Genomic DNA, 22,548 nt, shown 5'->3' with positions numbered 1-22,548 from the left:
TTTCATTACATCCTGTTGACGAAAAGCGCCCCGCCCCGGCATTCCTGTCGGGGCGGGGCTTTTTTGCCCATATCGCCTTTAGCGCTGGTCGCAAACGCTGGGGCGAATGTGGTTATTTTGGAGATACAACATGAACGATTTTACTCTGAATGCTGAAGTGCGTTCCGACCTGGGGAAAGGTGCGAGCCGCCGCCTGCGTCGTCTCGCAAGCCTGGTTCCAGCTGTAGTCTACGGTGGCGAAAAAGCCCCTGAATCCATCAGCATGCTGGCTAAAGAAGTTGCCAAACTGCTCGAAAACGAAGCGGCTTACAGCCACATCATCGAGCTGAACGTTGGCGGCACCAAGCAAAACGTAATCATCAAGGCTCTGCAGCGTCACCCGGCCAAAGGCCACGTGATGCACGCTGACTTCGTACGCGTAGTTGCTGGCCAAAAGCTGACCGCTATCGTTCCAGTGCACTTCATCAACGAAGCTGCTCCAGTGAAGAAAGGCGGCGAGATTTCGCACGTTGTTGCTGAAATCGAAGTGTCCTGCCTGCCGAAAGACCTGCCTGAATTCATCGAAGTTGACCTGGCTAACGCCGAAGTCGGCTCGATCATTCACCTGTCCGACATCAGCGCTCCTAAAGGCGTTGAATTTGTTGCTCTGGCTCACGGTAACGACCTGGCTGTTGCCAACGTTCACGCTCCACGTGTTGCTCCAGAAGCTGCAGAAGGCGCTGCAGAGTAATTTCACTCTGTACGCCGGAGTGACCGGAAACATCGCGGACTAGAGCGTAGCGAGAAAGCGGGCGAGAACGCGGAGTTTACATAATGGTAAATGAGCACTTGTCGTCCACTTTCGCCGCACTCCCTGATGGCGGCGATGTTATCCACCACTTCAAGGAAGGGCCCCTATCGTGACTGCCATCAAACTGATCGTTGGCCTGGGAAATCCAGGCGCTGAATACGAACAGACCCGGCATAACGCAGGGGCCCTTTTTGTTGAGCGCATCGCGCAGGCACAGGGTGTCAACCTTGTGGCCGATCGCAAATATTTCGGCCTGACCGGGCGCTATTCGCATCAAGGTCAGGATGTTCGTCTACTGATTCCCACCACCTACATGAACCGCAGCGGCCAGGCCGTAGCGGCACTTGCCGGCTTCTTTCGCATAAAGCCGGAAGAGATTCTGGTGGCGCATGACGAACTCGACCTGCCTCCGGGCATTGCCAAGCTCAAACAGGGCGGCGGCCATGGCGGTCATAACGGGTTGCGCGACATCATTGCGCAACTGGGCAATCAGAATACCTTTCACCGCCTGCGGCTTGGCATTGGCCACCCGGGCGTTGCCAGTATGGTTTCAAACTTCGTCCTGGGTCGTGCGCCACGCGCCGAACAGGAAAAACTCGATGCCAGCATCGACTTTGCCCTCGGCGTGCTGCCGGATATCCTCGCCGGGGAATGGAACCGCGCGATGAAAAACCTGCACAGCCAGAAGGCCTGACTCTTACCCGAGGGGAAACACCATGGGATTCAATTGCGGCATCGTCGGCCTGCCTAACGTCGGCAAGTCCACCCTGTTCAACGCCCTGACCAAGTCCGGGATTGCGGCCGAGAACTTCCCCTTCTGCACCATCGAGCCCAACAGCGGTATCGTGCCGATGCCGGATCCGCGTCTGGAAGCCTTGGCGGCCATCGTCAAGCCCAAGCGTATCCTGCCGACCACGATGGAATTCGTCGATATCGCAGGCCTGGTGGCCGGCGCCTCGAAAGGTGAAGGCCTGGGCAACAAGTTCCTCGCCAACATCCGCGAGACCGATGCCATCGCCCACGTGGTCCGCTGCTTCGAAGACGAGAACGTGATTCACGTCTCCAACAGCGTCGACCCGAAACGCGACATCGAAATCATCGACCTGGAACTGATCTTCGCCGACCTCGACAGCTGCGAGAAGCAACTGCAGAAAGTCGCTCGTAACGCCAAGGGCGGTGACAAGGACGCCGTGGTCCAGAAAGGCCTGCTTGAGCAGCTGATCGCTCACTTCACCCTGGGCAAGCCTGCGCGCAGCCTGATGAAGAACATGAGCACCGATGAGAAGCAGGTGATTCGCGGTTTCCACCTGCTGACCACCAAGCCGGTCATGTACATCGCCAACGTCGCTGAAGACGGTTTCGAGAACAACCCGCTGCTGGACGTGGTCAAGGCCATTGCCGAAGAAGAAGGCGCCGTGGTGGTTCCGGTCTGCAACAAGATCGAAGCCGAAATCGCCGAACTGGAAGACGGCGAAGAGAAAGACATGTTCCTCGAAGCCCTGGGCCTCGAAGAGCCTGGCCTGAACCGCGTAATCCGCGCCGGCTACGAAATGCTGCACCTGCAGACCTACTTCACCGCCGGTGTCGAAGAAGTCCGCGCCTGGACCGTCCGCGTCGGTGCTACCGCACCGCAAGCCGCCGGCGTGATCCACACCGACTTCGAAAAAGGCTTCATCCGCGCCGAAGTCATCGCCTACGACGACTTCATCCAGTACAAAGGCGAAGCCGGCACCAAAGAAGCCGGTAAATGGCGCCTGGAAGGCAAGGATTACATCGTTAAAGACGGCGACGTAATGCACTTCCGTTTCAACGTGTAGCGTTGTTGGAATCGAAGAAGCCGCGTTGATTCGCGGCTTTTTTTTGGGCGTTATATCGACCTGCTATGCGCGACTAGAACAGATAGCCCATGTAGATCGCGGCGCCTCCACCGGCCTGCACACCAGCGTTCATGCCGGCCATGACCACCGCCCCCTTGGCCGACTGCAGCAACTGCCGGTTGACCGTGGAGGAGGCAATGGGAACAAATGTCCCTGGCGCCGCCTGACACCCTGCTGAACTATTACGGAGTCCCGTTTCTTCCATGCAAGAGGTAGCCAGGTCGACGACTCAACCGTTCGTAATAGGCACTTACAGCAGGAAAGTCTGGATGATCGAGCGGTGTTTCAAACCACCGGTTAACCGACAGGCCTATCGGTATGTCTGCGAGAGAAAAACCGTCTTCACTGACATAGGCTCCTGTTGATTCGAGTTGTCGATTCAGGATCTCCATGTGCCTTGACCACAGACTGCAAGCGGCTGCCAAGGCTCTGCTGTCCTGATGGTCAGGCGAATGCCTGACCAACGACATGAAGGCATACGTCCACGATTTGTTGAGGTCCGACGCTTGCCAGTCTATCCATTGGTCCACCCGCGCTCTTGCTCTCGGTTGGACCGGGTAAAAATGACCTCCGTTATAGCGAGACGCCAAATACCGAATGATCGAGTTTGACTCCCAGAGCACGAAGTCATCGTCCAGGATCACCGGCACCGTTGCGTTGGGGTTCAGCGAAATGAATTTGGGCGTACGCGTCGACTTGAAGCCAGCCCCCCAATCCTCTCGCTCAAAGGGGATTTCGATCTCGGCGCATGCCCAAAGTACCTTTCGTACATTGATCGACGATGCCTTACCCAATATGCGCAACATTTCATGTCCTTATCGTTCAGGGTGGTTGGTCAGGGGCTTTCGATAACCCGCTCGGATCTTTTTCTAGTGCGCCTGGCGCGATGCACAGGGGCCGCTCTCAAATCCGGGTGACGCAGGTTTACCGCGCCGCACCAACCGCAAACAGCCCGGTTCAGCGCCGCCCTTCTACGGCCATGCGCACGGCTAGCCCGCGAGGACCGTCCCCATCAGCCAGCGTTGCACGATCTGCCACACGAGCCTGCTGGCGAGAAATGTCGCGATGGGGCCAGCCAGGACGGCAATCAGCGCGTTGACGCTCACGCTAATGACGATCTGCGTAAAACAAGCACGATGGATTGCGCCAGCATGCTGCCGCGGTCGGCGTGTTGGACTTGACCGCTTGCCAGGCAAGGTAGAGCAGATAGCGCGCGCAGCCGAGTCGCAGCGCGTCATACGCATAGGGAACCGCCAAGACCAAGGCTGCGATAGTAGGGTGGTCAAAGGGGGAACGTTAGATACAGATTGACTGACAAAACGTCATACAGCGGTCGCAGCACTGGGTATCCGCTCCCTGGGAATACGTTCGACTTCAACGTGAGCAATGACTTGCCCCAATAGCGCATCCAAACACTCTAACGCAATCAGCCGCGTGCATTATGGATGAGGGCTTTCGGTCAGGAACCGCCTGTTGTGGCAGGCCGGAATCGACCGACTCTGTTGAAAACAGTCGGTCATGGTTTGCGCATCAAAAAAGTACGCGTCCGGGATTGAAATCTTTACTTTTGGCAGAGGCTTCCGGAGTCGATCTTTTTCTGGGGTTGGGTTCAGCCTGGGTCAGCCAGAATCGGCCACCCGGGTCAAAATTTAGTCGGCGCCTACAACCACGCCCAACAACACCCTGTCGCGGCAGCGGGGGGCTTGGGCCTTGTCGCGCTACAGTTCCGCTGCGAAGGTCTTGGCTTTCTTCGGCGTGACACCGTACCGTTGCTTGTAGACCTTGATGAAGTGGGAGGTATTTTCATATCCCACCTCCGCAGCCGCGTCGGTGACGGAATAATTTTTAGCCGTCAACAGCTGATGCGCGATGTCGACTTTTTTTTCGATGATCCAGCGGTTCGGGGTGGTGTTGTAGCTGCGCCTGAAGTCGCGGATAAAGGTCGACACGCTGCGTCCCGTCAGCAGGGCATAATCTTCAATCTTCAGCTTGTGCGAATAGTACTGCTCCATGAAGTCGGTGATGAGGCGGCGTTTGCGGCTGCCGCCGCAGGACAGCTCGCGCAGGAAACGGAAGGACTTGTCCTGGATGGCGATCAGGTGCAGTAGTTCGAGCAGTTTCAATTCCAGCAGCGCGTCGGAGCCCTCCGCGCCCTTGTAGACATAATTCAGCGAATCGATATAGCGCTGAATCTGTTCATTGGCGTGCAGGGTATAAGTGCCGTGCACGTTTTTCTGCAGGCCGTCCGTATGCGAATTACCTGTGCCGGCCGCGCGCGACAGGTATTTGGCGATCAGCTTGTCGTCGAAAAACAGCAGCACCGCCTCGAAGATATCGCTGCCAGTGACGTAGTCCGATACCGTGTAAACGCCTTTGGAGAGGAAAATCAAATGATTCTCGTCGACGACATTGGCCATGGCGTCATAGTCGCGAATAATCTGCTTGCCCTGCTTGATGTAGACGATCAACGGCGTGGCGATATAGATCGCCTTGTTTTCCAGGTTCGTTTCAAGCGTTTTATGGAGGATGGACGAGCTACCGTCAGCGAGGATAGGCTTTACGTTGCGCATCGAATAAAGCGCCGCCGGTACTACTTCGAGTGTCATTGCTATGGCTTCTCAACAAATTGGCCGCCCCATTTGGACAGGACGGTATCCAGCAGCGCGACATGCTGCTGCCCAAGCGTGTAGGACGTTCGGGACGGAAGAGGATATCCAGGAAAATAGCAGAAAATACATAACAGCAAATAGCGCGTGTATGCCCGAGATGGCGTCGGAAGCGGCCGGACTCGCCGCACGCGCCCTGCCGCAGACGTTACGGCATCAAACTTCGCTGAAGTAGCCGCTGACCGGCGCACTGCTCAGATGCTCGACGATGACGCTCCACTGACCGCTCGAGATCATCTGGTCGACGTGGGTGCCATGCATTTCACGCGAATCCCAGGCTTCCACTAGCGTGAACGCGAGTGGATCCTCCAAGTGGTTGAGGATCTTGACCGTTTGGCAACCGTCCACCTTCGGCAGATTGATCTTCACGTCGTTCATGATGTCCTTGAACGATTGCAGCTTTTCTTCTTTTACATTAAAGCTGATGACGAGATTGACGGACATATTACTTCTCCAGTTGGATTTGACTACAAAAAAAAAGTCGATTGCAGGAACCGTAGATTGACGAGGCGGCCAAACAAAATGCGCAGAATACGAAAAGAATGTTCAGGCTTTCATTTGCTGTTCCGTTCCCGTATCTAACATGGCCAAGCCGACCAGCGAAAACACTAAGTTCTTGAATCCATTGCTTGACCTGGACTGCATCAATAAAATCTTTTCCTTTCACATGACACGCAGCGCTAGCCCAAAACCCTCTTCCGTTAGAGATTATTATGTAAATTCCTTATTGGTGTAGATTCGATATGGCGCAAAGAATTCGCCATGGAAGCAACTACTATATATATAGTGAAAAAATGAAAATGATTAAAAATGATTAAAAATGCACGATTCCAGTCACTCTTGCGTTTTTCTTGCGCGACGGCCGATGGCATGCGCCGCCTGAAATTGACGAAACGGCTGAATATTTTGAGGATCCTGAAACAGGTATAAACCTCATTCAGGACGCGACATCTTTTTTCGTGGATAAAACCAGCACAACAAAGGCTACGGCGGCTCCTTTATCAGGAACCGCCACCGCGATGTTCACACTCGGTACTTACTCCGATTGAAGAACATCGAAGACCCCGCCCCCACTACCGCGATTGCAAAGATCCCGACATCAATGCTGCCAATGTAGGGTGGCAGCACAAACATCACGCCAAAGCCCAGACCGACCAGAGCAATACCGAGCCATTTCCTGAGTACGTAGCTCCTTACGCAAGTGTACAGCAGCACCATCCCCACACAGGCCAACGCATACTGACTGTAGAGATTCATGGGCCTATGTTCCTTGGGACTTGATGATCATGGAAGACACCGAGCGCTGCGGTCCGATGCCGCCGCTGACTTTAGCGTCCAGACTGACGATGATATCGCCAGCGTGATAGGTCGGTAGCTTGCCCTTCACCAACTCTCGGCCAAAATAGCCGGCCGCTGGCCCGACAGCGAGACCAATAACCGGTACTTTAGAGCCAGCCGCCATAAAGATCCCGGCGGTAACGTTGGCAATACTCATGCGCTGGTCGTTGAGCAGGTCACCCTGCTTGCGGGTCAGCGGGCTGGAGATACCTACCATCATTACGCAGGGCAGGTCCTTGGCGAGCATCTTGTCATACAGCTCGACCAGCAAACTGCTGACCTCAAAATGGGCCGATTTCGCCTCCCCGAAATGGAGCGTCCTGAGGCCACTCCGGTCACTGGGGGTGATGCTGAAACGGGTGACGCTGAAGACAATGCCGTGATTGGCGATAAATTGATTCCTGTCAAACTCCACTGCTCGCGTCCTTATCGAGTCCAGAAAGGCGCGAAGTGTCCACCAGGATAGTGATTTGCGCAAATTGCAATCACGGCTGCAGGTGCCCGCAGGCGCTCCGGGTCAGACTTTTTTGGTCCGTGGCAGAAAGATAGCCAACACCCCAAACAGCGGCAAGAACGAACACAGGAAGTACACATACTCGATGCCGCGAATATCCGCCAAATGCCCGAGCAACGCCGCACCAATCCCACCGAAACCGAACATGAGGCCGAAGAACACTCCGGCAATCATCCCGACATTCCCCGGCACCAGTTCTTGCGCATACACCACGATGGCCGAGAACGCCGAGGCCAGAATGAAACCGATCACCACGCTCAACACACTGGTCCAGAACAGGTCCACATGGGGCAGCAGCAGCGTAAACGGCGCCACCCCGAGGATCGAGAACCAGATCACCGCCTTGCGTCCGATCCTGTCGCCGATAGGCCCGCCGAAAAAGGTCCCCGCCGCTACCGCCCCCAGAAACAGGAACAGGTGCAGCTGCGAACTGGCCACCGACAGGTCAAATTTCTCGATCAGGTAGAACGTGAAGTAACTGGTGAGACTGGCCATGTAGAAATACTTGGAGAACACCAGCAACCCCAGTACCACCAACGCACTGATCACCCGGCCCTTTGATAAACCGTGCGTCGCTGCCTGACCTTGTTTGAGCTTGAACAGGTTCAAGTGATTGGCGTACCAGCGGCTGATCCGGTACAGCACGAACAACGCAAACAGCGCGAACAATCCGAACCAGGCCACATTACCCTGCCCGTAAGGAATGATGATCGCTGCCGCCAGCAACGGCCCAAAGGCCGAGCCCGCATTACCCCCCACCTGAAACGTCGACTGCGCCAAGCCGAAGCGCCCGCCCGAGGCCAGTCGCGCGACGCGAGAAGCTTCCGGGTGAAAGGTCGACGAGCCGATGCCGATCAACCCCGCCGCCAGCAGGATCATCGGGAAGCTGCCGACCACCGACATCATCAGAATACCGATCAATGTGCAAACGGTGCCGGCCGGCAACAGCCAGGGCTTGGGATGGCGATCGGTGTGGTAACCAACCCACGGCTGCAACAGCGAGGCCGTCAGTTGAAAGGTCAGGGTAATAAGGCCGACCTGCGTGAAGGTCAGGCCATAGTTGGCCTTGAGCATCGGATAGATCGACGGCAACACCGCCTGAATCAGGTCGTTGATCAAATGCGCCAGCGCCACCGCGCCGATGATGCGCATGACCAGCGGACTGCTTTGTGAAGTGGCGGGCGCCGATGTCGTGGCGGACTGAACGTTGCTGATGGCCATGAGAGTTTCCGTACTGCGGATGGGTGCGCACAGGCAGGCCGGTCAATGTGCCATTTTTCGGTGCAGTCGCGCCATCCCCTTAGCCTGCTAACGACCTCAAAAAAGGTGATAGCGCAAAGCCATGGTCTGAATCTTGCCTTGCTTATCCGCTTCAACGCGGCCCCTTACAAAGGGGACCGAGAATGGGAAGTTTCGCTACAGAGTCGGCCTACAGAGCGGACCAAGGTGAACTTTCGAGGCGTTTTAGAAGGGCATCAGTCGCGGTCGCAATGACCTCGACGCACGCCAATGGTGCGTGGTGTCCAGAGGAGTCATGGGGCATGCAGGCTTTTTTATCACCGGGGATCGGGCTGCTGGGGCGTTTCGGCTTCGCGCGCAAATTTCAGCTGCTGTTTCTGCTGTTTATCCTGCCGCTGGCAGGCAGCTTGTGGATGATCGGCCAGGACTATCGTGACAAGTTGAGCCTGATCGCCGGCGAACGCGCCGGGGTCCGGCAATTGATTGCCCTGGATGCGCTCGACAACTTGCTCGCCGCCCAGCGTGACCGTGCCGCGCGCTGGCGCGCCACCGAAACCAACCGCCAGCCGACGCCAGCAACCATCGCTGCGATGGCGGCGTTCGACACGGTTCAGCCGGCTGTGGCCCAGGCAATCACAGACTTGGGTAATGCCCTGAACACCGAAGGCGCCGAGGGCGAGACCCTCACCCGCTATCAAGCCCTGCAAAGCGCCCTCACCGGCCTGGATTCGAAAAGCCTGAGCAGCGTTGGATGGTGGCCGGACGGCTATGATCGCTTCACCAATGCCTTGAGCGCCCTGCAAGCCTTGCGCGAACAAATCGCCATGGACAATCGCCTGACCCTCGCGCCATGGCTGGAAACTTATCTGCTGACGCAGATCTCCACTCAACACGCACCGGACCTGATCGAACGGGTCGGTCGCCTCGCCGCGGTTGGCCAAGCTTCGGTGGTGTCCGGGCAGTTCACTCTGCAAAGCCGCCTGCAATTGCGCGACTTGCGCAGCCGCATCGGCGACGCTCGGGAACAGCTGGCGAAAACTGGTGGCCTGCTGGAAGCGCGCCTGCCCAGTGCCCTGCAAACCTGGGCCGGGCAGTACCATGACAGCCTCAAGCAGCTGGATACCGGCTTGAAAGTGCTGGACGACGGCGTCTTCGGTGGCAGCATCAACCTCAAGCCCGAAGACTTCGAACGCAGTCTCGACGCTCTCCTCGGTAACCTTGCCTCGCTGCGCCAGCAATCGTTGGTTTCTCTGGATCAACGGCTGGATTATTACCACGGCTCGGCCATCCGCCAGTTCATCCTGGTGGCGACAATTTTTGGCTGCCTGCTGCTGGCCGCGCTGTACCTGTTCATCTGTCTACAGGCCTCGATCCGTCGCAGCGCCAGCGGCATCACACTACTGGCCGAAGCACTGCGCGACGGCAACCTGAGCCTGCAAGTGCCGGTACATGGCCGCGACGAACTGGCGGCGATCAGCACCTCGCTTAACGTCGCAGTGGTACAACTGCGCAACAGTTTGCTGGGGGTCGATCACGAAACCCTGCAGTTAAGCAACGCGGTGCGCACCCTCAACGATCACTCCAGCGGTGCCCTTGGCGAAGTCGAAGCCCAGCAGTTGCAAATCAGCCAGATCGCCGCAGCGGCCACGCAATTGGCCGCCACCTCACAAGGGGTCGCCCAGAGTTGCGAACAGGCGTCTGGCAGCGCTCAGCACACCCAGCGCATCGCCGCCGACAGCAGCCGCGACAGCCAACGCACGACAGCGAGTATTCAGCAGCTCAATCAGCGGTTGAACGACACGGCGGCGGCACTGGGTCGGGTCAGCGAGCAAGGGCAGCAGATTCAATTGGTGGTCGATACCATTCGCGGCGTGGCCGAGCAGACCAACCTGCTGGCCCTCAACGCCGCCATCGAGGCCGCACGGGCTGGCGAGCAAGGTCGCGGCTTTGCGGTGGTGGCCGATGAAGTGCGCAGCCTGTCGCAACGCACCCAGTCCTCCACCGCGCAGATCGCCGGCACCGTCGACAGCCTGCGTAGCACCGTGAACGAAGCGGTAAGCCTGATGGAAGCGGCCTGCGGCCAGGCGCAATCGGATGCGCAAGCCGTCACCGGTCTCGGCGAACGCCTGGGGGAAATCGCCAGCGCGGTGCAAAGCGTCACCGACACCCTGGCACAAATCGCCACTGCCGTTGAAGAGCAAGCGAGTACCGCCGATGAAGTCAGCGGCAACATCCAGCAAGTCGATCAGGCGGCGGTACGCTTGCTCGAAGGCGCGCGGGCGGTGAATCTCGCCGCGGACACCTTGAGCCAGGGCAGCAAGGCCTTGAGTGCGAATACCGGGAGATTTCAGCTCGGTTGATGCCCTTCCCTGGCCCGATTTTTCGGGTCAGGGGGATAAGCGGTTGAAAGTGTGGAGAAATATTTTAGATTTACGCTTGACGCATCGTCGTTCCAGGTGAATAATGCGCGCCACTTGGCTACATAGCTCAGTTGGTTAGAGCATAGCATTCATAATGCTGGGGTCCGGGGTTCAAGTCCCTGTGTAGCCACCAAGTACTAAAAACGGCTTACCGAAAGGTAGGCCGTTTTTTTATGCCTCGAGAAAAGTGGCGGGCGAACCCTGATTTGCGTAGCACTCCTTCGGCCGATAAAGTCCCCAGACCTTTTATCCCATGGACGGAGTGCCCCACGTGTTCTCAGCCTTCCACTTGAGTCGCTATCGCCTGTCAGCCCTTTCGCTGATCGCCACCGCTTTAACCCTCGCCGCGTGTAACGCCCCGCCCTCTTCGCCTTCGGTCTCGACCTTGCCGGTCGCGCCGGAAATCGCCTTCGGTTATCGCACCGACCTGCAGACGCGGCACGCCTCCAGACACATGGCCGCAGCCGCCAATCCGCTGGCGGCCGAAGCCGGGCGGGAGATGCTGCGCGAAGGCGGCTCGGCGATTGATGCAGCCATTGCCATGCAAGCGGTGTTGACGCTGGTCGAGCCGCAATCGTCGGGTATCGGCGGTGGCGCGTTGATTGTGCTGTGGGATGGCAAGGCTGTGCGCACCTACGACGGTCGCGAAACCGCCCCGGCCGGCGCCACCGAGAAATTGTTCCTGCAAGCCGATGGCAAACCGATGCCGTTCACCCAGGCGCAGATCGGTGGTCGCTCGGTGGGTACGCCGGGTGTATTGCGGGCGTTGGAGCTGGCCCATCAAAAGCACGGTCGCCTGCCGTGGGCGAGGCTGTTCGAACCCGCCATCAAACTCGCCGAGCAAGGCTTCGCCATCTCGCCACGACTGCATCAGTTGATCGCGGCCGACGCGTTTATCCAACGCTCGCCGGACATGGCCGCCTACTTTCTGAATGCCGATGGCAGCCCGAAAGCCGTCGGTACGCAACTGAAAAACCCGGCACTCGCCGCGGTATTCAAGCGCATCGCCAAGGAAGGTCCCGACGCACTGTACAAAGGCCCGATCGCAAAAGAGATCGTCGCCAAGGTTCAGGGCCATACCAACCCCGGCAGCCTGTCGCTGAGCGATCTCCAGGGTTACAAGGCCAAGGAACGCGCGCCGCTGTGCACCGACTACAAACGCTGGCAGGTTTGCGGCATGCCGCCACCGTCGTCGGGCGGGATCGCCGTGGCGCAGATCCTTGGCACCTTGCAGGCCCTGGAAACCCGCGACCCGCGTTTTGCACTGGCACCACTCAAACCGGTCAAGACCAGCAAACCGGCGGGCATAGAGCCAGCCCCTGAAGCTGTGCACCTGATCGCCGAAGCCGAGCGCCTGGCTTATGCCGATCGTGCGCAGTACGTTGCCGACACCGACTTCGTACCCGTGCCGGTCAAAGGGTTGGTCGACCCGACTTATCTGGCGACCCGCGCAACCTTGATTGGCGAGCGCAGCATGGGCCAGGCCAAACCCGGCACCCCGCCGGGCATTCAGGTCGCCTACGCGCCGGACCGCTCGCCGCTGCGCATCTCCACCTCGCAGGTGGTGGCGGTCGATGACGAGGGCGATGCCGTGTCCATGACCACCACCGTGGAAGCGGCATTCGGCTCACACTTGATGGTCCAGGGTTTTCTGCTCAACAACCAGATGACTGACTTCTCGTTCATCCCCGAAGAGCAAGGGCAAAAAGTCGCCAACCGCGTCGAACCCGGCAAACGCCCGCGCTCGTCCATGGCGCCCACGCTGATCTTCGACCGCCAGAGCGGCGAGTTCGTGGCCACCGTCGGCTCGCCCGGCGGCTCGCAGATCATCGAGTACGTGGCCAAATCCACCATCGGCCTGCTCGACTGGAACCTCGACCCACAGGCCGCCATCAACCTGCCCAACTTCGGCAGCCGCAACGGCCCGACCGAACTGGAACAGGGTCAGTTCAGCCCGGCACTGATTCAGGCGCTGAAGGACAAAGGGCACAGCGTGGGCGAGATCGACATGACCAGCGGGACTCAGGCGATTGTTCGGGTCAAGGATGCGCAGGGGAAAGCCGCGTTGGCCGGCGGGGCCGATCCACGGCGCGAGGGGGAAGCGTTGGGGGATTGAGTCGTACGCAGGAACGAGGAAAGGCTTACCGGGCGGGGTAGGCCTTTTTGAGGACCACCCGCGCCGGGTAGATAGCATCAAGTCGATAGTTGGTTGGCAAACTGCCCAACCGCGTTCACCACTTTCTGCGCACCGTCCTGGATCTCGACGATCACCGTGCCCGCCTCCGCCGCCAGCGCCAGACCTTGCTCAGCCTGGAGCTTGCCGTCAGTCATGAGCGCCACGGCGTTGCGCGCCATGTCCTGGTTCTGACGCACGACGCCGACAATTTCATCGGTCGCCTGACTGGTGCGCGAGGCTAATTGCCGGACTTCGTCCGCCACCACGGCAAACCCGCGCCCCTGTTCACCGGCGCGAGCCGCTTCGATGGCCGCATTGAGCGCCAGCAGGTTGGTCTGTTCGGCGATGCCGCTGATGGTTTTGACGATGGTGCCGATCACCAACGATTGCTCGTTCAGTGCTTCGATGCCTTCGCCAGCGGTTTGCATGTGTTTGGCCAAGTCACGCATCACATCCACAGCTTGGGTCACCACGGCAGTACCGCGCTGTGCACTCTGGTCGGTTTGCTGAGAAGTGCTGTAGGCAATGTTGGCCGCCTCGGCGACAGCCTGCTCCTGATGCACCTGATCGGTAACCACCGTGGCGAACTTCACCACTTTGTAGAGCTTGTTGTTGGCGTCGAGCACCGGGTTGTAGGAAGCCTCCAGCCAGACCACGCGACCGTGGCTGTCGATGCGTTTGAAACGATCAGCGACGAACTCCCCGGCGTTCAGGCGACGCCAGAAGTTCTGATACTCGGCGCTGTTGTATTCCTCTGGCTCGCAAAAGGTCCGGTGATGTTTACCCTGGATCTGCGCCAGGCTGTAACCCATGCCACTGAGGAAACGCTCGTTGGCCGTCAGCACATTGCCATTGAGGTCGAACTCGATCACTGCCGTCGAACGCACCAGCGCGCCAATCAGGTTTTCATGCTCACGGGACGCCTCGATGGTACGGGTCAGGTCGCTGGAGTAAATCGAGAAGTTCTTGATACGGCCGTCCGAGGACCGCACCGGCTGCATGATCGAACGCAACCAGGCTTCGGCACCGTTGCCGCGTAGCAAACGGACCGCGCCGGCAAAGTGCTCGCCACGGGTCAGCGCGGCCTTGAAACGGTTGTGGAATTCATCCGATTTCACATGGACCGGAACAAGGTCTTCGATGTGCCGGCCGATCAGATCATTGCTTTTGTAGAGCATCTCACTGACGAAGTTTTGGTTGACCGATTGAATTCGCCCATCGGAGTCGAGGGTCAGGACCAGCATCTCGCTTTCCAGACTCTCCTTGACTTGCAGAAGGCTGGAGAGTTCTTCGCGAAGAGCCGACAGCTCCTGCTTCAAGCGTTTATTGAACATGGGAAGCACCGATGGACAGAGATAAAAAGCGGCTTACAGCCTAACCATCGGCTTTGCGGATATTTTCTGAAGAGTGTTGCAGGGTTGTCCTACAAAAATAGTCGCGGCACAAACAGCCTCATGCCGCGCCAGCCACCGAACAGCGTCCGACTCGCGGCATTCGCGCACCGAAATACACCGCGCTGCTGATGCCCACGGTCCCCATTACCGCGCAGAAGATCACACAAATCCACGGACTCCACGGCATCAGACCGATCAACAGCAGCGGTGTGACACTTGCCCAGGCGGCGTAGGCAATGTTGTAGGTGAAAGAAATCCCCGAGACACGAATCCGCGCCGGAAACAGGCTGACCATCACTGACGGCACTGCGCCGACCACCCCACAACCCAGGCCGGCCAGCGCATAGGCCAGACCGATCCACTGGCCCTCAATGATCAGACAGGTATAGAGCACGCCGATGCCCAGAGGCAGCAGCAGGCTATACAGCATCACCGTGCGCCAGGCGCCGATACGATCGACGAGCAGCCCGGCGAGCACACAGCCAATATTCAGAAAGACGATGCCCAAGGCACTCAGCGCAAAGGTATGGCTGGCGGTCATGCCGAAGGTTTTCTGCATCATGGTCGGGGTGATGACCACAAACACCACCACGGCCGAGGTCAGCACGCAGGTGAGGATCATCGCCGGCAGCATCGCCAGACGGTGCTCACGCAGGACCGTGCGCAGCGGCAGTTCGACAGCGGCCTCGCGCTGGGCCTGCATCGCCATGAACACCGGGGTTTCGCTGAGCCAGCGGCGCAGCCAGACACCGATCACGCCAAACACACCGCCCAACAGAAACGGGTAACGCCAGGCGTAATCGAGGATTTGCGCCGGGGTGAACGCCTGAGCCAGAAAAGTCGCCGTCAAGGCGCCGATCAGGTAACCGAAGGTCAGCCCCGCCTGCAGGAAACCAAGGGCATAACCGCGATGCCCGACCGGCGCGTGCTCAGCGACGAACACCCAGGCGCTCGGCACTTCACCACCCACCGCCGCGCCTTGCAGGACCCTCAGGGCCAACAGCAGCAGTGGTGCGAAATAGCCGATCTGGGCGTAGGTCGGCATGATCCCGATCAGCAAGCACGGCAACGCCATCATCAGAATGCTCAGGCTGAACACCTTCTTGCGTCCCAACCGGTCAGCGAAATGCGCCATCAGGATCCCGCCCAACGGACGCGCGAGGTAGCCAGTGACGAAGATCCCGAAGCTTTGCAGCAGACGCAGCCACTCGGGCATTTGCGGCGGGAAGAACAGCTGGCTGAGGGTCAGCGCGAAGAATACGAAAATAATGAAGTCGTAGATTTCCAGCGCACCGCCCAAGGCTGCAAGCCCCAGGGTCTTGTAGTCCGAACGAGTGAAGGGCGCCGGGCGCGCATCGATGTTGGCAGTCATGTAAAAGAACTCTGGCAGGCAAAAAACCAAGGCGCCCATGGTCTACGCAAATGAGCTTGTGGACAACCCGTTAGACCATAGTCCCAAACGCCCCAAACAGCGTCCCCGCAACGGACCGATTGATTTACTGTTGGCACCGACCGGATGGGCCATTGCGCCCTGAACCCCACAATAAACATAAAAACGAGGTACTCCCGTGGCCGCTGATATCGAAGATAGCCGCTCTGCGCGCTTTGCCCTGCACTGTTCAAACTTTGCCGAACGCTGGTTTCCCGACTCCTGGGTATTCGCCGCGCTGGCAGTGATCATCGTCGCTGTGGCGACCATGGCCATGGGCGCCAAACCCATCGCCGCCGCCATGGCCTTCGGTGACGGTTTCTGGAGCCTGATTCCGTTCACCATGCAGATGGCATTCGTGGTGATCGGCGGTTACGTGGTCGCCAGTTCGCCACCGGCGGTGAAACTGATCGATCGCCTGGCACGGGTCCCGAAAAACGGCCGTTCCGCCGTGGCCTGGGTGGCGCTGATTTCCATGGTCGCGTCGTTGCTGAACTGGGGGCTGTCACTGGTATTCGGCGGGCTGCTGGTACGTGCCCTCGCCCGCCGTACCGATCTGAAAATGGACTACCGCGCTGCCGGTGCCGCCGCCTATCTTGGTCTGGGCGCGGTCTGGGCCTTGGGGCTGTCGTCGTCCGCGGCACAATTGCAGGCCAACCCCGCCAGTTTGCCGCCATCGATTCTGTCGATCACGGGCGTCATTCCCTTCACTCAAACGATCTTTCTCTGGCAGTCGGGTGTGCTGTTGCTGGCACTGACCGTGGTCTCGCTAATCGTTGCCTACGCCACCGCGCCCGGCCCCGCGACAGCGCGTGACGCCAAAGCCTGCGGTATCGATCCGGGTTTCAGTCTGCCGGCGCCAGCACCGCGTACCCGCCCTGGTGAATGGCTGGAATACAGCCCGCTGCTGACGATTCTGCTGGCATTGCTGGCGGCCGGATGGCTGTTCCATGAGTTTGCGACCAAACCGGCGATCAGCGCGATTTCCGGACTGAACACCTACAACTTCCTGTTCCTGATGCTCGGCGCACTGCTGCACTGGCGCCCGCGCAGCTTCCTCGATGCGGTGGCCCGTGCGGTGCCGACCACCACCGGCGTGCTGATCCAGTTCCCGCTGTACGGCTCGATCGCTGCCCTGATGACGGTGGTCAAGGGCACCGACGGACAATCATTGGCCCACCACATCTCGACCTTTTTCGTACAAATCGCGTCCCACGACACCTATGCCCTGCTGATGGGCGTGTACTCGGCCATCCTCGGCTTTTTCATCCCTTCCGGTGGCGGCAAATGGATCATTGAAGCGCCATACGTCATGCAAGTGGCCAATGACCTGAACTACCACCTGGGCTGGGCCGTGCAGATCTACAACGCCGCCGAAGCGCTGCCGAACCTGATCAACCCGTTCTACATGCTGCCGCTACTGGGCGTGCTCGGGTTGAAGGCCCGGGATCTGATCGGGTTTTCGTTCGTGCAGTTGCTGGTGCACACGCCACTGGTGCTGTTTCTGCTGTGGGCGCTAGGGACGACGCTTACGTATATGGCGCCAGTGATGCCTTGACGCCGACCTTCAATCCACCACCGATCCAGTGTGGAAGCGGGCTGCTTCCACACTGACGACTCATTGTTTTCACCAACGTAACCCCTCTGTCACACCTCGCTGCTAGCGTCCCGCCGAAACATATTGAAACAACTTAGCAAGACGGAACTCGCCATGAACGACGAAGAAAACCGCAACGACGCCTCCTCCCCGCAAACAGATACGCCCACCGACACCAGTCGCCGCCGCTTCCTGGGTGGCGTGGCGGTACTCGGTGTCGGCGCGACCCTCAGCGCTTGTGGCAGTCATGGCGATGAGTCGGGTAAACCGGTCGAACGCCTGCTTTCACCTGTCGAATTGGACAAAGCCCTACGCGACCAGGTGAAAACCGTGGTGGTGATCTACGCCGAGAACCGTAGTTTCAATAACCTGTTCGGCGACTTCCCCGGCGTCGAGAAACCGCTCTCGGGCCTCAAACCCGTCGAATATCAGCAGCGTGATCGCGATGGCAGCCTGTTGCAGACCCTGCCGCCAGTCTGGGGCGGCGTGCTGCAGATCGGCCCGCAAACCCTCGATGGCGTGACTTACCCCAGCGTAACCCAGTTCCAGGAACACCTGCCTAACGCGCCCTTTGCCCTCAAAGGTCCGAATGCAGAAGACTTGCCGTTCGGCCTGGTGACACGCGATCTGTGGCATGCGTTCTATCAGAACCAGATGCAGATCAACGGTGGCAAAAATGACGGCTTTGTCGCCTGGGCCGACTCCGGTGGCCTGCCCATGGGGCATTACGCCCAGAGTCGATATTCCCTGCGGTTGTGGGACGTTGCCCAAGAATTTGTGCTCTGCGATAACTTTTTCCAGGGGGCTTTCGGCGGCTCGTTTCTCAACCATCAATACCTGATCAGCGCCACCGCGCCGTTCTATCCGGACGCCGTCGACTCGGTAGCCAAGACACAGATCGCCACGCTGCAAAGCGATGATCCGGCCGACCCACGCCTCAAGCCTCTGGAACAATCCCCGGCCAGTGCCATGACCGGCCCACCCCAATTCGGCCCCAGCGCGCTGACGCCGGACGGCTATGGGGTCAACACGCTCGCTCCGCCGTACTGGCCGACCTGGATTCGCGACCCGGAGCGTCCGGCGTACGCCAAACCAGACCTGCCGAACGTCATGGTCCCCCAGACCCACGAGCACATAGGCGACAAGCTCTCGAAGAAAAACATCGACTGGGCCTGGTATGCCGGAGGTTGGCAGGCGACGCTGGATCAGTACAAGGACTCTGGCGGCATTCCGAAAATCCCGAACTTCCAGTACCACCACCAACCGTTCAACTACTTCAAGCAGCAGGGGCCGGAAAACCCGTTGGAGCGCGGTAAACGTCTACGGGATGCGGGGTTGGGCGATGAGTCGAATACCAACAAGTTCTTTGCCGATGCCGAGGCGGGCAAGCTGCCGGCGGTGAGTTTCTACAAACCCCAGGGCAATCTGAACATGCACGCCGGTTACGCCGATGTAGCGTCCGGCGACCGGCACATCGTCCGCGCCCTGAAAGTGCTGCGGGAAAGCCCACAGTGGAAAAACATGGTGGTCGTGGTCACGGTCGATGAGAACGGCGGTTGGTGGGATCACGTCGCACCGCCCAAGGGAGACCGCTGGGGGCCAGGCTCGCGGGTACCGACGCTGGTGGTTTCGCCGTTTGCGCGCAAGGGCATGGTGGATCACACGGTCTATGACACTGGCTCGATTCTGCGGTTGATCACCCGGGTGTTTCAGCTTGAAAAGCTCGATGGGCTCAGGCAGCGGGATGACGCGATGATTGCCCGTGGCCAGAAGCCCATGGGCGATTTGAGCACTGCACTGCACTTTGCCGGATGAAAGAGGTGCTCTGACTGGCGATCTTTTCACTTGTCTACTAGACCGTTCGACACAACTAGTTTCAGTATGTACCCGCCCCACCTCCGAGGGCTCACGCTGAAAAGGATCTGAGCATGTTCAAACTCGCAGGATTCACCCTCGCCGCACTCACCCTGAGCGCCGCCGCTCACGCCGATGTCGATCTGAATCTGGGCAGTACCGAACGCGTTACCAGGCTGTTCGCCTACCCCAACAACTGTAATGTCATCTGCTTCCGCAACTGGACACTGGAGCAGACCGTCGAGCATTACCTGACCCAAAGCGTCCAGCGCGATGGCTACAAAACCGCAAAAGTGCTGGTCAAAACCGAAAACAAGCAGCTCCACGCCCATATCAGCGGTGTGCCCAAAGGCTATGACAAGCCACTGACCGCGCTGCTCAATGCTGGGGATTTGGCCTACAAGGGCGCCAACAAGCTGAGCGCCGATGGTAAGTGGACCTATAACTGGTACCTGTTCCTGCCGCTGGGCATGGCGCTGGAAAACCGCAAAAGCGTCGAACTGCTGCACTTCCCGCCGGATTATTCCCTGACCCAGGCCCAGGACTATCTGGAGTCCAAGACCACCGACCGCTGGGCCGCGCTGCTGACCGCCAACAACATTCCCGCCGACCAGACGCCGGCCTATCAGACCATCATCGACATCGCGCCGATTGCCGCGCCGTCCACCGCCGGCAAGGATCTGGAAGGCGTCTACAACTACTTCACGGACTACCAGACCACCATGGTCAAGGAAGTCAGCCAGAACGCCAAAGGCGCTGCATTGCCCATGGTCGCCTTTGGTTCACCGGTGCGTAACTGGATCAAGCAACAATACGGGCAGACCGTGGACGTGCTGGGCCTGGCAACCATCATCCCAAGCAAGGGTGTGGCGGTCCCCGTACTGGGTTCCAACCACCCGAGTTACATCTGGTACGCCGCCGACCCCGAAGCCTATAGCGGCGACGATGCACAGGCCAAGGCCGACGCCGCGGGGCTGAAAGTCATGGGGCAGGATTTGAGTGCCGCGTGCTGGCAGGCCGGAATGGGCAGCAAACCGGGCACTGACCCTACCGCTCAGCTGAAAAGCTGCACTCAGACCTGGCAAGTGACCCAGAAAGAAAAAACCTGCGAACTGTTCTACACCTCGATTCGCAACCTGACGCCTGAGCAAGCGGTGGCCAAATGCTCGACAGCGCCGGTCAAATCCGAGCTGAAACAGCTGCAGACCCCGGCCCTTATGACCTCCGCCTCTGCCCCACACTTGTAAAACGATGGAAGTCTTTCCCGCGTGAGCCATGGCTGACGCGGGAAAGAGCTTTTTTCGCCTGTCATATCTGACAGTAGACCGGTTATTTCATTTGCGAGAGGCTTGTGTCGTATCCACGTGCTGCAGAGCTGACAGGATGTCAGCAGACGGAGGTCGTAGCACCCAACTGACAAGGATTGTTATGAGAAGCCATGCCGAACAAGGATTACCACCGCCGTCATCAAATGGCATCTATCCGTTTGTAGAGTTGCCCCTTCGCCTTGGATTCCCCTCCAAAGAAGACTTTGAAATCCTCCATAACGCTCAGGGCTCGGCAATGGCGGTCGCGGCACTGCGCGAGTTCCCCCGCATCAGCCGAATCTGCCGGGTTTCCGGACATCTATTGCCCTATCGCTGCCGACACACCCGGCAGTTGGCGCCGGGAATCCATGTCTACGATCCGTGCTTCAGTGGTCTGCTGAGTCACTCCTGCGACCCCAACGTCTTTCTCGACATGAGTGAGCTGTGGTTATGGGCGCTCAAAGACATCAAAAAGGGGGATCGGCTGACGATGGATTTCGCCGCGACAGAAGACAAGCTGCTGCGGCAGTTCGCCTGCCGCTGCGGTTGTCCTTGCTGCCGTGGCTGGATCATTGGTTATGACGAGTCACCGAATGCCAATGGTGAACAGTTCTTTCAACACTGGCGTCGGCGAAGTCTCGGCTGAAAAGCTTTTACAACGCCTCGACAGGACGCAAACGGTACTGTGGCGGTAATTGTTCGAAGCCGCTGATGGTGGCGTTCAGGCTTTTCCAGCGTCCATCCTTGATGCCATAGATGCAACCATGGACCGACAGGCTCTGCCCGCGGTGCCAGGCGTTTTGCACAATGCTGGTGTGACCGACGTTGGCCACCTGCTGGATCACATTGAGCTCGCAGAGGCGGTCGACCCGCTCTTCTTCGGTGGGCAACTTGGCCAGTTCGTCGCGTTTTTCATAATAAAGATCACGAATCGAGCGCAGCCAGCCGTCGATCAGGCCCAACTGACGATCCTGCATCGAGGCGCGTACACCGCCGCAGCCATAGTGGCCGGTCACCAGGATGTGTTTGACCTTGAGTACATCCACCGCATACTGAATCACCGACAGGCAGTTGAGGTCGGTGTGCAGCACCACGTTGGCCACGTTGCGATGCACGAACAAGTCGCCCGGCAGCATGCCGACGATCTCGTTGGCTGGCACGCGGGCATCGGAACAGCCGATCCACAGGTATTCGGGCGTTTGTTGACGGGCCAGCTTGGCGAAGAAATCAGGATCTTCTTTGGTGATCGCGTCGGCCCAGCGCTCATTGTTATCAATCAGATCTTGTAATTCGTTCATGCAATGAAGCCTCAAGAATGATTTGCTGCTTTGACAGACAACCGTGTGTCGGGGTCACGCGCAAGATGCAGATACCCCTGATGCCCTGATGCCCTGATGCCTATAACGGCTAGCCGGCGCTCCATGCCCGCGGGAATTCTCGGCAGCCCAGTGGGTCAATTGTAGTAGGGCCTACAGTATGAGGAATTGCCATGACTGATTCACGACGTCCGTTCGATCAGGAGCAACCCGAGCCCATCGACGACGATGAAGACCGCATGGGCTCGGTGCATGAGCTGGATTTCGACGAGGAAGAACCCGGCACCAGAATCGGCGACCTGATCCCCGAAAGCGAGCGTGCGCACAAGATGCCCGACGAGCGCATCCGTAAAGCCGGCATGACCGGAGCCTCGACCAATGACAATGACACCACCGACGATGACTTGAGCCCGGAAACCCTGATCCGTGAAGACGGCGCACGGGATGCCCACGAAGCGGGTGAAGACGGCCAGGCGGATTGGGAGTTGAGCATTGTCGACGAGGACGATATCGGTGGGGGCGATGGGCTGGACGAAGCGGAACTGGCCGAGCGCGATCCGTTGGACGGCAAGCCTTGATCTGACCGCATTCCAATGTAGGAGCTGCCGAAGGCTGCGATCTTTTGACCTTC

At 58.8% G+C, this 22,548-nt stretch carries 18 protein-coding genes, 1 tRNA gene and 3 pseudogenes; 11 read left to right on the top strand and 11 right to left on the bottom strand.

From position 1 onward, the window contains the following. Window positions 1–130 precede the first annotated feature (130 nt). From AC1D2Q_RS15915 to ychF, 3 genes are all read left to right on the top strand, one after another. The gene (locus tag AC1D2Q_RS15915) at window positions 131–730 is read left to right on the top strand and encodes a 50S ribosomal protein L25/general stress protein Ctc (protein ID WP_018929567.1); all 600 of its coding nucleotides are present in this window, start codon (window positions 131–133) and stop codon (window positions 728–730) included. A 169-nt stretch (window positions 731–899) separates the two neighbouring features. Continuing rightward, complete coding sequence (gene pth / locus AC1D2Q_RS15910) at window positions 900–1,484, top strand: aminoacyl-tRNA hydrolase (protein WP_477813799.1); 585 nt, start codon at window positions 900–902, stop codon at window positions 1,482–1,484. Window positions 1,485–1,506: 22 nt separating this feature from the next. Then, window positions 1,507–2,607 carry a redox-regulated ATPase YchF gene (ychF, locus tag AC1D2Q_RS15905; protein ID WP_018929566.1) on the top strand — a complete coding sequence of 367 codons (1,101 nt, stop codon included), beginning with the start codon at window positions 1,507–1,509 and terminating at the stop codon, window positions 2,605–2,607. A gap of 242 nt (window positions 2,608–2,849) precedes the next feature. On the opposite strand, the gene AC1D2Q_RS15900 is transcribed toward ychF, so the two are convergent. The 7 genes and pseudogenes from AC1D2Q_RS15900 to AC1D2Q_RS15870 form a co-directional block, all read right to left on the bottom strand. Then, window positions 2,850–3,473, bottom strand: coding sequence for a glutathione S-transferase family protein (locus AC1D2Q_RS15900; RefSeq protein WP_477813798.1), 624 nt, complete (start codon window positions 3,471–3,473; stop codon window positions 2,850–2,852). 151 nt (window positions 3,474–3,624) lie between these two features. Then, window positions 3,625–3,939 (bottom strand): annotated as a pseudogene (locus AC1D2Q_RS15895) (LysE family translocator); the annotation flags it as partial. A 446-nt stretch (window positions 3,940–4,385) separates the two neighbouring features. After that, window positions 4,386–5,273, bottom strand: a complete 888-nt coding sequence (locus tag AC1D2Q_RS15890) for a helix-turn-helix domain-containing protein (protein WP_429540271.1) — start codon at window positions 5,271–5,273, stop codon at window positions 4,386–4,388. Window positions 5,274–5,489: 216 nt separating this feature from the next. Further along, window positions 5,490–5,777, bottom strand: coding sequence for a putative quinol monooxygenase (locus AC1D2Q_RS15885; RefSeq protein ID WP_018929562.1), 288 nt, complete (start codon window positions 5,775–5,777; stop codon window positions 5,490–5,492). Window positions 5,778–6,356: 579 nt separating this feature from the next. Then, window positions 6,357–6,590: a hypothetical protein gene (locus AC1D2Q_RS15880; protein ID WP_019651144.1), complete on the bottom strand. Its 234-nt coding sequence runs from the start codon at window positions 6,588–6,590 to the stop codon at window positions 6,357–6,359. Between the two features lie 4 nt (window positions 6,591–6,594). Next, window positions 6,595–7,086 carry a hypothetical protein gene (locus AC1D2Q_RS15875; protein ID WP_305411148.1) on the bottom strand — a complete coding sequence of 164 codons (492 nt, stop codon included), beginning with the start codon at window positions 7,084–7,086 and terminating at the stop codon, window positions 6,595–6,597. Window positions 7,087–7,188: 102 nt separating this feature from the next. Further along, complete coding sequence (locus AC1D2Q_RS15870; RefSeq protein WP_477813797.1) at window positions 7,189–8,406, bottom strand: MFS transporter; 1,218 nt, start codon at window positions 8,404–8,406, stop codon at window positions 7,189–7,191. A 320-nt stretch (window positions 8,407–8,726) separates the two neighbouring features. Here AC1D2Q_RS15870 and AC1D2Q_RS15865 point away from each other — a divergent pair, with 320 nt between their 5' ends. The 3 genes from AC1D2Q_RS15865 to ggt all read left to right on the top strand — a co-directional run bounded on the left by AC1D2Q_RS15865 (window position 8,727) and on the right by ggt (window position 12,960). Continuing rightward, window positions 8,727–10,784: a methyl-accepting chemotaxis protein gene (locus AC1D2Q_RS15865; protein ID WP_477813796.1), complete on the top strand. Its 2,058-nt coding sequence runs from the start codon at window positions 8,727–8,729 to the stop codon at window positions 10,782–10,784. A 116-nt stretch (window positions 10,785–10,900) separates the two neighbouring features. Next, window positions 10,901–10,977: transfer RNA gene (locus AC1D2Q_RS15860), tRNA-Met, on the top strand. Between the two features lie 138 nt (window positions 10,978–11,115). Next, entirely contained in the window at window positions 11,116–12,960 is a 1,845-nt protein-coding gene (gene ggt / locus AC1D2Q_RS15855) for a gamma-glutamyltransferase (protein WP_477813795.1), read from the top strand. Between the two features lie 77 nt (window positions 12,961–13,037). Here ggt and AC1D2Q_RS15850 read toward each other — a convergent pair. The 3 genes and pseudogenes from AC1D2Q_RS15850 to AC1D2Q_RS15840 form a co-directional block, all read right to left on the bottom strand. Further along, a pseudogene (locus AC1D2Q_RS15850) lies at window positions 13,038–13,475 on the bottom strand (methyl-accepting chemotaxis protein); the annotation flags it as partial. A 102-nt stretch (window positions 13,476–13,577) separates the two neighbouring features. Next, a pseudogene (locus AC1D2Q_RS15845) lies at window positions 13,578–14,264 on the bottom strand (PAS domain-containing protein); the annotation flags it as partial. 208 nt (window positions 14,265–14,472) lie between these two features. Further along, window positions 14,473–15,786 (bottom strand): MFS transporter, encoded by a 1,314-nt coding sequence (locus tag AC1D2Q_RS15840; protein WP_477813794.1) that lies wholly within the window; start codon window positions 15,784–15,786, stop codon window positions 14,473–14,475. Window positions 15,787–15,982: 196 nt separating this feature from the next. Here AC1D2Q_RS15840 and AC1D2Q_RS15835 point away from each other — a divergent pair, with 196 nt between their 5' ends. From AC1D2Q_RS15835 to AC1D2Q_RS15820, 4 genes are all read left to right on the top strand, one after another. Continuing rightward, window positions 15,983–17,401, top strand: coding sequence for a short-chain fatty acid transporter (locus AC1D2Q_RS15835; RefSeq protein WP_477813793.1), 1,419 nt, complete (start codon window positions 15,983–15,985; stop codon window positions 17,399–17,401). Window positions 17,402–17,554: 153 nt separating this feature from the next. Beyond that, window positions 17,555–19,255, top strand: coding sequence for an acid phosphatase (locus tag AC1D2Q_RS15830; RefSeq protein WP_477813792.1), 1,701 nt, complete (start codon window positions 17,555–17,557; stop codon window positions 19,253–19,255). Between the two features lie 113 nt (window positions 19,256–19,368). Next, the gene (locus AC1D2Q_RS15825; protein ID WP_477813791.1) at window positions 19,369–20,541 is read left to right on the top strand and encodes a hypothetical protein; all 1,173 of its coding nucleotides are present in this window, start codon (window positions 19,369–19,371) and stop codon (window positions 20,539–20,541) included. Window positions 20,542–20,722: 181 nt separating this feature from the next. Further along, window positions 20,723–21,247 (top strand): SET domain-containing protein-lysine N-methyltransferase, encoded by a 525-nt coding sequence (locus AC1D2Q_RS15820; RefSeq protein ID WP_477813790.1) that lies wholly within the window; start codon window positions 20,723–20,725, stop codon window positions 21,245–21,247. A gap of 7 nt (window positions 21,248–21,254) precedes the next feature. Here AC1D2Q_RS15820 and can read toward each other — a convergent pair whose 3' ends face one another. Beyond that, entirely contained in the window at window positions 21,255–21,899 is a 645-nt protein-coding gene (can, locus tag AC1D2Q_RS15815) for a carbonate dehydratase (protein ID WP_105348047.1), read from the bottom strand. Window positions 21,900–22,090: 191 nt separating this feature from the next. On the opposite strand from can, the gene AC1D2Q_RS15810 reads away from it, so the two are divergent. Continuing rightward, entirely contained in the window at window positions 22,091–22,495 is a 405-nt protein-coding gene (locus tag AC1D2Q_RS15810) for a serine kinase/phosphatase (RefSeq protein WP_477813789.1), read from the top strand. Window positions 22,496–22,548 lie beyond the last annotated feature (53 nt).

This window comes from Pseudomonas sp. P1_A1 (assembly GCF_056406935.1).
Note: the sequence above shows the minus strand (reverse complement) of the source record. Positions and strands in the feature narration are given on the sequence as shown.